This is a genomic window from Fertoeibacter niger, from assembly GCF_009380135.2.
Lineage (GTDB): Bacteria > Pseudomonadota > Alphaproteobacteria > Rhodobacterales > Rhodobacteraceae > Fertoeibacter > Fertoeibacter niger.
In genome coordinates, this window is the sequence record NZ_WHUT02000023.1 from 1 (window position 1) to 14473 (window position 14473).

Annotated in this window: 12 protein-coding genes and 2 pseudogenes; 11 read left to right on the forward strand and 3 right to left on the reverse strand. The window is 62.8% G+C overall.

The window, feature by feature from the left end; all coding sequences use genetic code 11:
* A pseudogene (locus GEU84_RS20615) lies at window positions 1–974 on the forward strand (calcium-binding protein); the annotation flags it as partial.
* Between the two features lie 334 nt (window positions 975–1308).
* On the opposite strand, the gene GEU84_RS20620 reads toward GEU84_RS20615, so the two are convergent.
* Window positions 1309–1557: a helix-turn-helix domain-containing protein gene (locus tag GEU84_RS20620; RefSeq protein WP_152828775.1), complete on the reverse strand. Its 249-nt coding sequence runs from the start codon at window positions 1555–1557 to the stop codon at window positions 1309–1311.
* Window positions 1558–1637: 80 nt separating this feature from the next.
* On the opposite strand from GEU84_RS20620, the gene GEU84_RS20625 reads away from it, so the two are divergent.
* The 4 genes and pseudogenes from GEU84_RS20625 to GEU84_RS20640 form a co-directional block, all read left to right on the forward strand.
* Window positions 1638–2459, forward strand: a complete 822-nt coding sequence (locus GEU84_RS20625; protein WP_152828776.1) for a COG3904 family protein — start codon at window positions 1638–1640, stop codon at window positions 2457–2459.
* Window positions 2459–2827, forward strand: a complete 369-nt coding sequence (locus tag GEU84_RS20630; RefSeq protein ID WP_152828777.1) for a hypothetical protein — start codon at window positions 2459–2461, stop codon at window positions 2825–2827. Before GEU84_RS20625 ends, GEU84_RS20630 begins: the two co-directional genes overlap by 1 nt.
* A gap of 30 nt (window positions 2828–2857) precedes the next feature.
* Window positions 2858–3949: an ImmA/IrrE family metallo-endopeptidase gene (locus GEU84_RS20635; protein ID WP_152828778.1), complete on the forward strand. Its 1092-nt coding sequence runs from the start codon at window positions 2858–2860 to the stop codon at window positions 3947–3949.
* Between the two features lie 780 nt (window positions 3950–4729).
* Window positions 4730–5584: pseudogene (locus GEU84_RS20640) on the forward strand (restriction endonuclease); the annotation flags it as partial.
* A gap of 39 nt (window positions 5585–5623) precedes the next feature.
* Here the strand turns inward: GEU84_RS20640 and GEU84_RS20645 are convergent.
* A complete protein-coding gene (locus tag GEU84_RS20645; protein WP_217438620.1) occupies window positions 5624–7435 on the reverse strand; it encodes a cation-translocating P-type ATPase in 1812 nt (603 codons plus the stop codon).
* A 164-nt stretch (window positions 7436–7599) separates the two neighbouring features.
* Between GEU84_RS20645 and GEU84_RS20650 the strand changes: the two genes are divergently transcribed.
* The 5 genes from GEU84_RS20650 (at window position 7600) to GEU84_RS20670 (ending at window position 13178) form a co-directional block, all read left to right on the forward strand.
* Window positions 7600–9027, forward strand: coding sequence for a YfcC family protein (locus tag GEU84_RS20650; protein WP_152828779.1), 1428 nt, complete (start codon window positions 7600–7602; stop codon window positions 9025–9027).
* On the forward strand, window positions 9024–10247 hold the full coding sequence (locus GEU84_RS20655) for an arginine deiminase (protein ID WP_152828780.1): 1224 nt from the start codon (window positions 9024–9026) through the stop codon (window positions 10245–10247). Before GEU84_RS20650 ends, GEU84_RS20655 begins: the two co-directional genes overlap by 4 nt.
* A gap of 22 nt (window positions 10248–10269) precedes the next feature.
* Window positions 10270–11271 (forward strand): ornithine carbamoyltransferase, encoded by a 1002-nt coding sequence (gene argF / locus GEU84_RS20660; RefSeq protein ID WP_152828781.1) that lies wholly within the window; start codon window positions 10270–10272, stop codon window positions 11269–11271.
* A gap of 1 nt (window position 11272) precedes the next feature.
* Window positions 11273–12238 carry a carbamate kinase gene (gene arcC / locus GEU84_RS20665; RefSeq protein WP_174540111.1) on the forward strand — a complete coding sequence of 322 codons (966 nt, stop codon included), beginning with the start codon at window positions 11273–11275 and terminating at the stop codon, window positions 12236–12238.
* 178 nt (window positions 12239–12416) lie between these two features.
* On the forward strand, window positions 12417–13178 hold the full coding sequence (locus tag GEU84_RS20670) for an SDR family NAD(P)-dependent oxidoreductase (protein ID WP_217438621.1): 762 nt from the start codon (window positions 12417–12419) through the stop codon (window positions 13176–13178).
* Here GEU84_RS20670 and GEU84_RS20675 read toward each other — a convergent pair whose 3' ends face one another.
* A complete protein-coding gene (locus GEU84_RS20675) occupies window positions 13179–13844 on the reverse strand; it encodes a Crp/Fnr family transcriptional regulator (protein WP_241427793.1) in 666 nt (221 codons plus the stop codon).
* 255 nt (window positions 13845–14099) lie between these two features.
* Between GEU84_RS20675 and GEU84_RS20680 the strand changes: the two genes are divergently transcribed.
* A complete protein-coding gene (locus tag GEU84_RS20680) occupies window positions 14100–14336 on the forward strand; it encodes a hypothetical protein (protein ID WP_152828784.1) in 237 nt (78 codons plus the stop codon).
* Window positions 14337–14473 lie beyond the last annotated feature (137 nt).

The following is a 14473-nucleotide window of genomic DNA, read 5'->3' on the forward strand; positions in this document are numbered from 1 at the left end:
ACGGCACCGGCAACGCGCTGGCCAACCTGCTGACCGGGAACGCCGGGAACAACATGCTGAATGGCAGGCTCGGCAACGACACGATGGTCGGCGGGGCGGGCAATGACACCTATGTTGTCGACGCGGCGGGTGATCGGGTGTTCGAGACCACGACCACCGCCAGCCTCATCGACGCGGGCGGCATTGATACCGTGCAAAGCGCAGTGACCTTCAACCTCGACGCCAGCGCCGGGGTGCGCTTTGTCGAACGGCTGACATTGACCGGGGCAGGCAACATCAACGGCACCGGCAACGCGCTGGCCAACCTGCTGACCGGGAACGCCGGGAACAACATGCTGAATGGCAGGCTCGGCAACGACACGATGGTCGGCGGGGCGGGCAATGACACCTATGTTGTCGACGCGGCGGGTGATCGGGTGTTCGAGACCACGACCACCGCCAGCCTCATCGACGCAGGCGGCATTGATACCGTGCAAAGCGCAGTGACCTTCAACCTCGACGCCAGCGCCGGGGTGCGCTTTGTCGAACGGCTGACATTGACCGGGGCAGGCAACATCAACGGCACCGGCAACGCGCTGGCCAACCTGCTGACCGGGAACGCCGGCAACAACGTGCTGAACGGCAGGCTCGGCAACGACACGATGATCGGCGGGGCGGGCAATGACACTTTCGTTTTCAACACGGCCCTTGGATCAGGAAATGTTGATAGGATCACCGACTTCTCCGTTAACGACGACACCATCCGCCTCGATGACGCGATTTTCGCCGGCCTCGCCAAAGGTAACCTGACGTCCTCTGCCTTCGCCGCCAACCTGACTGGCGAGGCTGCGGATGCGCTCGACCGGATCATTTACGAAACGGACACTGGGCGCCTCTATTTCGATGCTGACGGGTCAGGCTCTGGCGTGCGCGTTCAGTTCGCGACCTTGGCGGCCAATCTCGCCCTGACAAACGTGGACTTCGTCGTTTTCTGATCCCCTTCAAGACTGAAGGATCGCCGACTGCCACTCACATGGCGGTCGGCTTCGGCACAGAGAAGGTGCGACTTTAGGCTCACTCCCCCCGAGGATCGACCTCAGGAAATTGGTTTGAACGGTGATCAGGGCGGTTACTGGCCAAGAGTGGTACGCAAACCCGTACTGTTTTGCTTTACCTATTTTCCGTTTTTATGAAACATCACCATCCATCTTCGCAAACCTGGCCTGCTTACAGCTGCTGCACCAAGCACGAACGACCGGTTCGGGAAAGCCGCATTGCAGGATGCCGGTCGGGTCGACCGGCGGCTCAGGGCCGATAGCTCCGGCGCAATCACTGCGTCTCTGCCGCATCGGCTTCAACCTCAGCCATGAGCTGCGCAATTGTTGTTCGGAGCCCGTGCGCCAGTCCTTGCAGAGTATCGAGGCTGGGCTGGTGCTTCCTGCTTTCCAGAAGCGACACGTAGCGCATGCTAAGGCCTGACCGGTGGGCGAGTTCTTCCTGGGAGAGACTTGCGGCCAGCCGTCGTCTGCGAAGCACGCGTGCGAAGGCATCGAGGAGGGGGGCGGGCCGATGTTCCATTCCTCAGGAAGAACGAAACACGGCGCTTGCATCTATGAAGTACTCTGTGAATTATGAAGTATACTTCTCATGGAGGACTGATGAGCATGGGTCAGGTTGATGTCGGCCGGTACGGGGGTAGCTACGTGCGCCACACTCTTTGTGCTGCCGTTCCGCTGGCCATTGCGCTGACCTGGGCCTTTGAAGGGCGGGCGGAGGTGGTCACAAAATTTTCTGACACGGTGGGCTACGTGCCGATGTTTGTGGCGTCACTCACAGGGCCGGTTTCATCCGGCGATGCAGCCAAGCTTGTCGCCTCTGCGAAGGAAATCAGCGAGGCGCAGCACCGGGTGATGATCCTGAACTCCGAGGGCGGGGATCTTGCAGCCGCCATGGCCATCGGGCGCTTTGCGCGCTCTGCCGGGCTTGACGTCATTGTTCCGGCGGATGCGGTGTGTTTCAGCGCCTGCGTCTTCATCCTGTCTGCCGGCATCGAAAAGACCGTGCTTGGTGAGGTGGGCATTCATCGCCCCTATTTCACATCATCCGTTGATGGCTCGGTTGCCGACGCCATCATGACGGTCAAGAGCGAGGCGGGGCAGTTCTTTGCTGACATGAACATTTCCCCGTCGCTTGCGGAGGACATGTTCAGCATCGAACCGTCGGACATGCGCATCCTCACTCAAGCGGAGTTGCGCGACTACCGGCTGAACACGATGGATTATGTGACACGCGAGGCCCGCTCCGTCGCGGCGGCACAACGCTATGGCCTTTCACGTGCGGCCTACGAGGCCTTCGCCGCGGACCTCAATTACTCCTGTCAGGTCTTCATGACCGACCCGGCTGCCGGAAAGCGTTGCATGGCAGGCGTGGCAGCCCGGCATGGTGTGCCCTTGCCTCCTGGCATGATGGGGTCTGATTGATGTGGCGTCTGCTGGTCTGCAGTGCATTGGCAATGATCGCGACGGCGGCCGATGCCGAGGACTGGGTGGCGCTCGGGGGCAACATGGAAGGCGAACTTGATCTTCATTCAGTCACCCGCAGCGGCCTTGCGCCCATCGGCCGGATGCGCCTGACGGTGCGCGATGGGGATCTCATCGTAGTCACTGCCTTTGACTTGGCCGCGAATTGCGGGTTTGCCTCTCTCTTCCTGATAGACAGTGAGGTCTGGTCAACCTGGGAGCCGCGTGTCGTGAAGATGCCGGACCTGCCAGACGTGGATCGTGTGATATTCCTGCCCACCGAAAACATCGCTTTCGTGAACTTCTACAGGTATCTTTGCCAGATGTGATGCCGTGCCGTTGCCACACAAGGCAGGATCATGACCAATTTGTATGGGTCTCATTTCATGACGGACATTGCCGCCTTGCCCGATAGCTTCCTGCGCATTCTCGTGCCCGCAGTGAGAAACATCACGCCGCTGCCCGTGGACCCGGATGAAGCGAGACGCGCCCTGTTGCTTCACCTGCAGGATGCCGAGGTGCCGGGCTTCATCATCGCCACGTTACGCCCCTATCTCATGGACTTCTTGCGCGACATCCAGAGCGGGCGCCTTGACCCGTGGGCGCGACAGGCATGGAAAGCCGTTCCGGCAATCTCGGATACGGATGCAAGCTGGGCGCGGGACCGGGCCCTGATCGACCAGCTGATCGCGCAGACCGGTCTTTACACCACCGGGCCCGCCATCAGGGAGCTGTTCGAGTTCACGATCCGCCTGCGTGGTTTTGCGCCTTTCAACGCAATGCTCCTGCACATTCAGAAGCCGGGCCTGACTCATGCCGCCACCGGGGCCGACTGGGCCTCACGCTTCGGGCGCTTTCCCAAATCACTGGCGTGGCCGATACTGATCCTGCGGGTGAAGGGTCCGGTGGATTTCGTGTTCGACGTTCTGGACACCGAGGGCGAGGATTTGCCCGCCAGTGCCTTCTGCTTTCCGGTGCTGGGCGACATGAGCGCCGCGCGGCTGACTGTCATCCTTGATGCGGTCCGTCATGATGGCATCGACATCTCTCATTTTGATGGCGGCGATGGATTTGCGGGTCAGATCCAGCTGGTCGGTGATTACAGCGCGGTGAACCGGAAATGCCATTTCGCGGTGAGCCTCAATCAGAACCACGCGCCTGCCCAGCAGTTTGTCACCCTGGCCCATGAACTGGCCCACCTCTTTCTCGGCCATCTCTGCGCAGACCCGGCCCGCCGCGTGCCCCTTCGGAGCGATTGCACCCCTGCAGAGTGCGAAGCCGAAGCGGAGTCCGCCGCCTACCTGGTCGCGCGGCGCAACGGCGTGCTCCCGTTCAGCGAGGGCTATTTGGCCAAGTTTACCGAAGGCTTCGCGACATTCGACATCTACGCGGTCATGCGCGCCGCAAACAGCATCGAAACCGTGATGGGCCTCGGCGCAAGCATGATGTGAAAAGCGGTGGAAGGCGGTCATCCGAAGCTGCACGAAGTGCGATAGCACATGCCTGCTGGCAACAGCGAACGGGCAGGCCAAGCACATGAAGGCTGGACGTTCGCAGTTGCGATTTGTCACAGTTGTGACAAAAAAAGCCTCCCGGTCGCAGGCCCTCCCCACCGGCTTGGAAAAATGACCTTTCGTTTGAACCTTAACCAAAGCATGAAATTTTTGCTCATCACCGACATTTCCGTCGCTGCCAATTCCAACTTGACGCTAATTCATGCGAATGTGTTCAACACAAACATGAGATTGTGCACAGGCGCACGCCTGAGCTCCCTCGGTCATGACCAAGAGTCTGGTCGCCACTGGGGGCAAGTTGCGCCGCGTGACGGGGGCCAGTTCAGCCCCCAAGCACCGAGCCTTGTCCTTGGCCTGCTTGGCAAAAGCAAACTCCAGAATCTTGGCGTCCAGGTTACCGTGCGCCGACTTGTGCTACCTCCGCTGGCTTGACCATATCGACAGGGGCGTCAATATCTGTCTGCTCCTGCGCCTTTGCGATCATAATTTCGGCCGCCCGAAAGGCTATTCCCGGTCTATCCTTCTGCTCTTTTCTTGCCATGCCCTTGCGATCAATGTTGATCCCTACTGCCACTTGCGGCGATCTTGTTCGTTTCAGGACGGATGGCAGAAATCAGCGTGTCGGTGCGAGGACAACGATTGGCTAATCCGAACGAAAACTGATCGCGCTAGGAGAAGTTCGCCGTTAACTTGATGAAAACACAGTCAGGGGTGCACATGACGGCCATCGACCGAATCCTTCAATCCTACCGCGATGCCGCTGTCACCGAACGCGAAAAGGGCACCTACTTCGAGCGCCTAGCCCTAGCCTTCTTCCTGAACGATCCGGTGCAAGCCGAAGAGTACGATGCTGTGTGGACCTGGTCAGACTGGGCCAAAGCCAACGGCCGCGATGGTAAGGATGTCGGCATCGATCTGGTCGCCAACTTACGCAACGAGGATGGCTTCGCGGCAATTCAGGCCAAGTTCTATGCTGCTGACACGCGCATTCAGAAAGCCAATATCGACAGTTTCATCTCTGCATCTGGCAAGGAGCCCTTTCGAAGGCGCGTCGTTCTCGACACGACAGAAAAGGAATGGGGCATCAACGCGGAGGAAATGATCCGGGACCAGGCGATCCCCGTCGTTCGCATCGGCCTGACAGATCTGCGTGAAAGCCGGATCGACTGGACGATCTTCGAAGCGCGGGGCGAAATCGTCCTCAGCGCCAAGAAGTCCCTGCTGGACCATCAGAAGGACGCGCTGGCAGACGTCAGCAAGGGCCTCGCGGCGGCCGACCGCGGCAAGATGATCATGGCCTGCGGCACGGGCAAGACTTTCACTTCGCTGAAGATCGCCGAAGCCATCGCAGGCAAGGGCAAGCGCGTTTTGTTCATGGTGCCATCGCTGGCGCTGATGTCCCAGACCGTTCGCGAATGGACCAACGACACAGAAACGCCAATCCGCGCGTTCGCTGTCTGCTCTGACGCCCATGTTGGCAAGCGCCGCAAAAGCACGGACGACATCGCGGAAATCGAGATCCACGACCTAGCGTTCCCGGCCACCACTGACCCGGTCAAGGTCGCAGAGAAAGCGGGCGAGGACGATCCGGATCGGATGACCGTCATCTTCTCAACCTACCAGTCCATCGTCACGCTTATGCGCGGCTTTCAGCGAGGGCGCATCGTTCACCCCGTCGCCCGTCATTGCCACGACCGCGCCAGCGGCTTTCAGCGCGGTAACGATCCGCAGCTTCTGTTCGGGCATGATGCGGGCAAAGATGGTCACATTCTGCACCGCCGAGGCCAGATCGGCGTCCGGCATCCCCGCAAGCTCGGGTCCGGTGATCACGCGGTCGCCCTGCAACCCCGCCTCGGCCGCAATAGCCTGTGCCGTGGCGGGGTAGTCGCCGGTGATCATGATGACCCGGATGCCTGCGCTGCGGCATTGCGCGACCGCGTCCGGCACGGAAGGGCGCAGCGGGTCGGACAGCCCGACCAGCCCCAGAAACCGGAAGGCAAACGCATTCTGGCTGTCGGGCAGGTTCGGGCCGTCAAACGCCGCTTCAGCCACGCCAAGCACCCGCAATCCCGCGCCTGCCATCTGATCGACCTGCGCCGTCATGGCCGCCCGCGCCGGACCGTCGAGCTGACAGAGATCGCCCACCGCTTCTGGCGCGCCCTTGGCAGCGACCTGCCAACCCCCGCGCGGCACCTCCCACGCCTGCGACATGGCAAGCAGATCGGCTCCGATTGCATAGGTCCGTATCAGGGTCCGTCCCGCTCCGGGTAAAGTCTCGCCATCGCGCCTGTCGGCTTTTGCCAAAGAATGAAACGCCTTTTCCATCGGGTCGAACGGCTCGGGGGCCGAAGCCATCACGCCCGCCGCGGCCAGTTCACGAAACGCCGCAGGCAGCACCGGACCGACGACCGCTGATGTCCCGTCGGCCAGGCGCAACGCGGTGATCGTCATGCGGTTTTCGGTCAGTGTGCCGGTCTTGTCGGTGCACAGCACACTTGCCGCGCCCAAGGTCTCGATCGCGGAGGCGCGACGGGTCAGCACCCGGACCTTCGAGATGCGCCACGCCCCCACGGCCATGAACACGGCGAGCACCATCGGAAACTCCTCTGGCAGCATCGACATGCCCACGGCGATCCCCGCCAGCACCCCGTCCAGCCAACCACCACGTAACACTCCGTAAAGCACGACCACCGCCACGCTGACCGCCGCACCCAGACTTGCGAACACCACCACCAGCTTGCGCATCTGGCGTTGCAGATGCGGCGTCTCGGTTTCCAGCTTGTTCAGCGAGGTGCCGATCCGACCGATTTCGCTGGCGGGTCCGGTCGCCGTCACCACGGCTATCGCCGTGCCGCGCACGATCAGACTTCCGGAATAGACCATCGGCTGATCTTCGCCCCCCGGACGGGCGTCTGTCGCGGGCCCCGCGAGTTTGCGCACCGGCACGGCTTCGCCCGTCAGCAGGGATTCGTCGGCAGACAGCGCCTGCGCCTCCAACAGCAGCGCATCGGCGGGCACCCGGTCACCCTCCGACAGCACGATCAGATCGCCCCGCGCCACCTCGCGCCCGGCGATGCGTATCCGCTCGCCCCCCCGGATCACCAGCGCGCGGGGGCTGGTCAGGTCGCGCAGCGCCTCCAGCAGCCGTTCGGTTCGGGCCTCCTGAACCACCGTGATGCCGACCGACATACAGGCGAAGGCCAGAAGGATCAGCGCCTCTTCGCGACTGCCCAGCAGCAGATAGACCGCGCCCCCGGCGACCAGCAGCGCCAGCATCGGCTCGCGCAGCACGTCAAGTACGATGCGCAGCGGCGACCTGCGTTTGGTGTGCGGCAACTCGTTGAACCCATCGGCGGCAAGACGCGCCTTCGCCTGATCCTCGGTCAAACCGCTGCGGGGCGTTGTGTCAGGCTGGTGAGGCATGGGAAAAGTCCTTGGAAGGCTTCGGGAGTACCCTGCCATAGGGCATGGGTCGGCCTCATTGACCTGTATCAGCTTTGCAAACCGCGCTGGCCTAACCTGCATCAAGCCGCGTCTGCGCGTGACCCGCTAGACAAGCGGCAACGCAGCGATCCAAGGGTGATGCCATGCCAGACACTGAAAAACCGGGGTTCCGGTTCCCTTCGGCCTTCACCATCCTGTTTGTGTTGATCCTGATTGTGGCGGCCCTGACGTGGATCATCCCCGCAGGGGAATATGCGCGCGTGGCCTCCGAAGCTTTGGGCAAGGACGTGCCGGTTGCGGGCAGCTATGCGCTGACCGAGGCTGATCCGCAGGGTCTGTTCGATATTCTGTTGGCCCCGGTCGCGGGGTTCTATGACCCCGACAGCTATGAGGCCCGCGCCATCGACGTGTCGCTGTTCGTGCTGATCATCGGTGGCTTTATCGGCGTGGTCACGGCGACCGGGGCTATTGACGCAGGGATCAAGCGCGCGATGGCCCGTGCCAAGGGTCGCGAGGCGTGGATGATCCCGTTCCTGATGGCGCTGTTCGCCTTGGGGGGGACAACCTACGGCATGGCCGAGGAAACGCTGGCGTTCTACGTCATCCTGACCCCGGTGATGATCGCAGCGGGCTATGACGCGCTGGTGGCAGCGGCGGTGATCCTGCTGGGCGCCGGGGTCGGTGTGTTGGGGTCGACCATCAACGCGTTCTCGACCGTGATCGCATCGGATGCGGCGGGGGTCAGCTTTGCCGATGGGTTGATGCTGCGGTTGGCCATTCTGGCGGTCTGCTGGGCGGCGGCGGTGGCCTACGTCTTGCGCTATGCGGCCCGGGTCAAGGCCGACCCGTCAAAGTCGCTGGTGTTCGACCGCAAGGAGACGAATGAGGCGCATTTCCTGAAGGATACAGCGGCCGATGTCGCCTTCACCGGGCTGCACAAGCTGGTGCTGGTTCTGTTCGCGCTGACCTTTGCCGTGATGATCTGGGGCGTCTCGTCGGGCGGTTGGTGGATGGCGCAGATGAGTGCGCTGTTCCTGTTCGCCGCGATTGTCATCGGCATCATCGCCCGGCTGGGCGAGGGAAAGCTGGTGGAAAGCTTCGTCGGCGGCGCGCGTGACCTGCTGGGCGTCGCGCTGATCATCGGGCTGGCGCGCGGCATCGTCGTCGTGATGGACGCGGGGCACATCACCGACACGATCCTGCACGCGGCCGAAACCGGCGTGGCGGGCCTCTCACAGACCGCGTTCATCCTTGTAATCTACTGGATCGAGGTCGGGCTGTCGTTCTTTGTCCCCTCCACTTCGGGCCTTGCCGTGCTGTCGATGCCGATCCTCGCGCCGGTCGCCGATTTCGCAGGCGTGAAACGCGAATTGGTGGTGACCGCCTTTGCCACCGGCAGCGGCATGGTCAACCTTGTCACCCCCACATCCGCCGTCGTCATGGGCGGCCTCGCCATCTGCCGCGTCCCCTATGAACGCTGGCTGCGCTTCGTATGGCCGCTGCTGGTCATCCTTACCATCATCCTCATGGCCGCCCTCGCGCTGGCCACCACATTCGGAGCGACCCCATGACCCTCACCTACGGCGTTCATTCCGAGGCGGGCGTGCTGCGCCGCGTCATGGTCCACCGGCCCGGGTCGGAAATGGCCCGGCTGACCCCCGCCAACTGCGAGAGCCTGCTGTTCGACGATGTACTGTGGGTCAAGCAAGCCCGCATCGACCATATGGCCTTTGTCGACGTTCTGCGCGAACGCGGGGTGGAAGTGGTGATGCTGCGCCAGATGCTGGAGGAGGTGCTGCACCATCCTGGGGGGCGGCGCTGGCTGCTGGAACAGCGGATCAACGACAATACGGTGGGCGTCGGCCTGTCCGATGACCTGCTCGCCTGCCTGATGGAAATGCCGGCCGAACCCCTGTCGAACATCCTGATCGGTGGCATGAGCCGATCAGAGCTGCCAATAGCCGAGTCAGGCGTCGTGGTGCCGATGCTGCGCGACGAGGACTTTCTGCTGCCGCCTATGCCCAACACGATCTTTACCCGCGACAGTTCCTGCTGGATTTACGGGGGCGTCACGCTGAACCCGATGTTCTGGCCGGCGCGGCGGCTGGAAACGCTGAACCTCGCCGCGATCTACCGCTTTCACCCCGATTTCACGCAGGCCGAGTTTCCGATCTGGTTCGGTGATCCGATGGTGGATCACGGCATGGCAACGCTGGAGGGTGGCGATGTGATGCCTGTCGGCAATGGCGTCGTGCTGATCGGCATGGGTGAGCGCACCACGCCGCAGGCCGTTGGGCAGGTGGCCCGCGCGCTGTTTGCTGGCGGCGGAGCCACGCGGGTCATCGCCTGCCAGTTTCCGCGCGCCCGGTCGTCGATGCATCTCGATACCGTGTTCACCTTCTGCGACCGCGATCTGGTCACGGTGTTTGCCGAGGTGACGGACGCGATCCAGACCTATTCGCTGCGCCCGGACGATAAGGGCGGGGTCACCGTGACGCCGGAAACCGCGCCGTTTCTGGAGGTGGTCGCGGCAGCTATCGGCGTGGCGAAGTTGCGCACCGTGCCCACCGGGGGCGACGCCTATGAAAGCCAGCGCGAACAGTGGGATGACGCCAACAACCTGTTGTGCATCAGCCCCGGCGTGGTGGTGGGCTACGCGCGCAACACCCATTCCAACACCCTGCTGCGCAAGGCGGGGGTCGAGGTCATCACCATTTCCGGCGCCGAACTGGGCCGTGGGCGTGGCGGGTCGCATTGCATGACCTGCCCGCTGATCCGCGACGCGCTCTGACGCATCCTGAAAGGACGATCCCATGCCGCAAAACCTGCACGGCCGCAGTTTCCTGAAACTGCTGGACTTCTCGCCCGACGAGTTGCGCTTTCTGCTGCGCCTTGCCGCCAGTCTGAAAGAGGCCAAGACGACCGGCACCGAGACGCAGCTTCTCAAGGGCAAGACCATCGCGCTCATCTTCGAGAAGGACAGCACCCGCACCCGCAGCGCCTTTGAAGTCGCGGCTTTCGATCAGGGGGCGCATGTCACCTACCTGGGGCCTTCGGGCAGCCACAACGGCACCAAGGAAACGATGAAGGACACCGCCCGCGTTCTGGGACGGTTCTACGACGCCATCGAATACCGCGGCTTTGGTCAGGCCGAGGCGGAAACCCTGGCCCAATTCGCGGGGGTGCCGGTCTACAACGGGCTGACGGCCGAATTCCACCCGACGCAAGTGCTGGCCGACCTGATGACGATGCGCGAATTTACCCACAAGCATCTGTCGGACATCGCGTTTTGCTTCATTGGAGATACGGGCGGCAATATGGGGTCCTCGCTGCTGGTGGGGGCGGCGCTGATCGGCATGGACATCCGGCTTTGTGGGCCGCAAAGCCTGTGGCCGGATCAGGTCTTGGTGGACCAGTGCCGCAAGATTGCCGAAACCAGCGGCGCACGCATTACCCTGACCGAAAAGCTGGCCGAAGGGGTCGAAGGCTGCGATTTCATCTACACTGACGTCTGGGTTTCGATGGGCGAGCCCGACAGTGTGTGGGCCGAGCGGATCGCGATTCTGTCGCCCTATTCCGTCACCCAAGCCGTGATGGACCTGTCGGGGAACCCGCACACCAAGTTCCTGCACTGCCTGCCGGCCTTCCACAACCGCGACACCACGACCGGCGAAAAAGTGTTCCAGACCTACGGCATCGACTGCATGGAAGTGACCGAAGAAGTGTTCGAATCCCCCGCCTCGAAGGTCTTCGATCAGGCGGAAAACCGGCTGCACTCGATCAAGGCGGTGCTTGTCGCCACGATAGGCGCCTGAGGTGCGCATCGTCGTGGCGCTTGGCGGCAACGCCCTGTTGAAACGCGGAGAGCCGATGACGGCCGCTGCACAGCACACCAATGTTCGCATCGCGGCGGCAGCGTTGGCTGACCTCGCGCGTGATCATCAGATCATCGTCGCGCATGGCAATGGTCCGCAAGTCGGCCTGATGGCGTTGCAGGCCGCGAGCTTTGCCCCGCAGAACCCCTGGCCGCTGGACGTGCTGGGGGCCGAGACCGAAGGCATGATCGGCTATCTGATCGAACAGGAGCTGATGAATGCCCTGCCCCCCGGCACCGACTGCGCCACCCTGCTGACCCGGGTCGAGGTCGATCCGCTGGACCCGGCCTTTTCCCATCCGACCAAGCCGATCGGCCCGGTCTATACCGCCGAAGAAGGCCGCCTGATCCGCGCCGAACATCACTGGTCGATGGTGGCAGAAGGTGAAGGCGGCATGCGGCGCGTCGTGCCTTCGCCGCTGCCGGTCACCATTCTGAACCTCGGGCCGGTCCGTCTGCTGGTCGAGGCAGGGGTCTGCGTGATCTGCGCCGGGGGCGGCGGCATTCCGGTGGTGCGCGGGCCGGACGGCAAGATGGACGGCGTCGAGGCAGTGATCGACAAGGACCGCACGGCGGCTCTGCTGGCCAAGGTCTTGCAGGCCGACGTGCTGCTGATGCTGACCGATGTCGAGGCGGTGTTCCGTGACTGGGACGGGCCGGATCAGGCGGCGATCAGGATAATTTCGCCGGACGAACTGGACGCCATGACATTCGCCGCAGGATCCATGGGGCCAAAGATCACTGCGGCCTGTGATTTCGTCTGGACTGGCGGAACATTGGCGGGCATCGGACGGTTGCAGGATGCGCGCGCCATTCTGGAAGGTCAGGCCGGAACTCAGGTGCGCAATCCCGCCGAAACGCCGAAGGATGATTGCACCGGGCAATTAGGCCCAAAGAAAAGGGCCTGATCCCAACCTGAAGCAGGGAGGGGCCGCTTCGCCCGCGATAACAAAGGGCTGACCACCATCGCCACGTCTCTTTCCACATGCGCGGCCACTTCGACCCAATCCCCCTAGAATATTGGGACTCGGCAACGGCGCGGTCGACAATTCAACAGCCAGGATACCAGATCCAATGTCCCACTCCATGACCGGAAGAATTGCCCTGATCACCGGGGCGGCAGGTGCCATCGGACTTGCTACCGCGAAACTGCTGGCCTCGCGTGGGGCTACCATTGCCGCGATGGATGTGCCGGGTGCGGATTTCGATGCGGTCCGCGCGGTGGTTCCCGATCCAAAGGCGCTGCTGGCGCTGGAAGCGGACGTGACCGACGAGGCGGCCTTTGGCGCCGCCATCGCGGCCACGGTCGAGGCCTTCGGTACCATCGACAGCTTCTTTAACAATGCCGGGATAGAAGGTCCGGTCGCCCCGATCCCCGATTTCCCGACCGACGGCTTCCGCAAGGTGATGGAGGTCAACGTGGTGGGCATTTTCCTCGGCCTGAAGCTCGTCATTCCGGTGATGGCCAAAGCCGGGCGGGGCAGCATCATCAATTCGTCCAGCGTCGCAGGTCTGACAGGATCGCCGGGGCTGTGCGCGTATGTGGCCAGCAAACACGCCGTCCTCGGCTTGACCCGCGCGGCGGCGGTGGAATGGGGCGGCAAAGGCATCTGCGTCAATTGCATCAACCCCGGCCCCATCGAAAGCCGTATGATGGCGTCGATCGAAGAGGGGGCCAGTCCCGGTGCAGCGGCGGCGGTGCATGACGGCTTTGCCGCCACGATCCCGATGAAACGCTATGGCACGCCGGAGGAGGTGGCGGGCGTCGTGGCCTTCCTTGCTTCGGACGATGCGGGGTATGTCAACGGGGCGGCGTATACGGTCGATGGCGGGATGACCGCCGCCTGATCACTTCAGCAGCGGGCCGTCATGGTCGAGATAGCTCTTGTCGAAATCCGCGAGCGCCACCAGCGCGTCAAGATCGTGGATTTCGACCTGCCCCCGCTGAAACGTGACCAACCCGCCCTCGCGCAGTTCACGCAGCACGCGGTTGACGTGAACCGCGCTCATCCCCAGCGCATCGCCCAGCATGTATTGCGACAGGGGGCAGGCAAACCCCGACGCCGTGCCAAGCCCCACCAGCTTCAGCCGCGCCCCCAGTTCCAGCAGGAAATGCGCGGTGCGTTCGCGCGCGTCGCGCCGCCCGATGCCCACCAGATGTTCGACCACCATCGCCTCGTCGCGCGAAGCGGCCCACAACACGGCCGTGGCCAGACGCGGGGTCTTGCTGAACGTGTCCAGAAGATCGCCGGCCAGCACCTCTGACGCCTCGACCTTGGTCACGGGTTCGATGTTGTGGTCGGCCGTGCGGAACAGCACAGACCGCAACCCCAGAAAATCGCCCGGAATCTGGAAATCCACGATCTGCCGGGTGCCGCCGGACAGCAGCTTATACGAACAGACCCAGCCCGACGCGAGGATATAGCACGACTGGTTGGTCATGCCCTGATGCACCATGTCGCGTCGGGCCGGAAATGTCTTTCTGCGGCCGTGCAACCGGTCCAGCGCCGCCATCTCTTCACTGGTCAAAGCCACAAAGGCGCCCAGCTTGCGCGCGAAAGGGCTGTGAAGGGTTAACAGTGCGCTGCTCCTGTGATGGCACACATCGAGACGCGGGTGTGCGGCGACCGTCGCCCGATCCATCCGTAGAGTAAAACTTCTGCACAATCACTGATCTGCGTAAGTCCACGCTACCACAGTCTTGCGACAGTGTTGCAGCGGCATGCGTCCGGTCCGATGCCCGGTTTGTGCCCCCACGAGGAATGTCCGATGCCCAAAGTCACCGATGTTGCCGGAACGGCAGCACTTTCCATCTGCGAGTCGCTTCTGCTTGCCCTCAACGACCGAAACGTCCTTCCGGAGAACGAGATTGTCGGGATCTTGCACGATGCGGCGGCTGCACATGCCAACGACCCGGGCGATGATGGTCAGATGGACCTGCACAAGGCCGTGGCGGCGATGATCAACGCCATCATTCTGGGCGGCAACTCGGTGCGCCGCAAATAGCGTCCGGTGCGGGCCTAGGCTGTGTGGAAACTCCTGCACCAACCGCCACCAGCGATGTGAGGGGTTCGCAGCAGGTCTTTTTGCCTGCTTGGGTTCATGCTACCCGCCAGTGGCTCTCATATCAGGCCCGTGAGGGC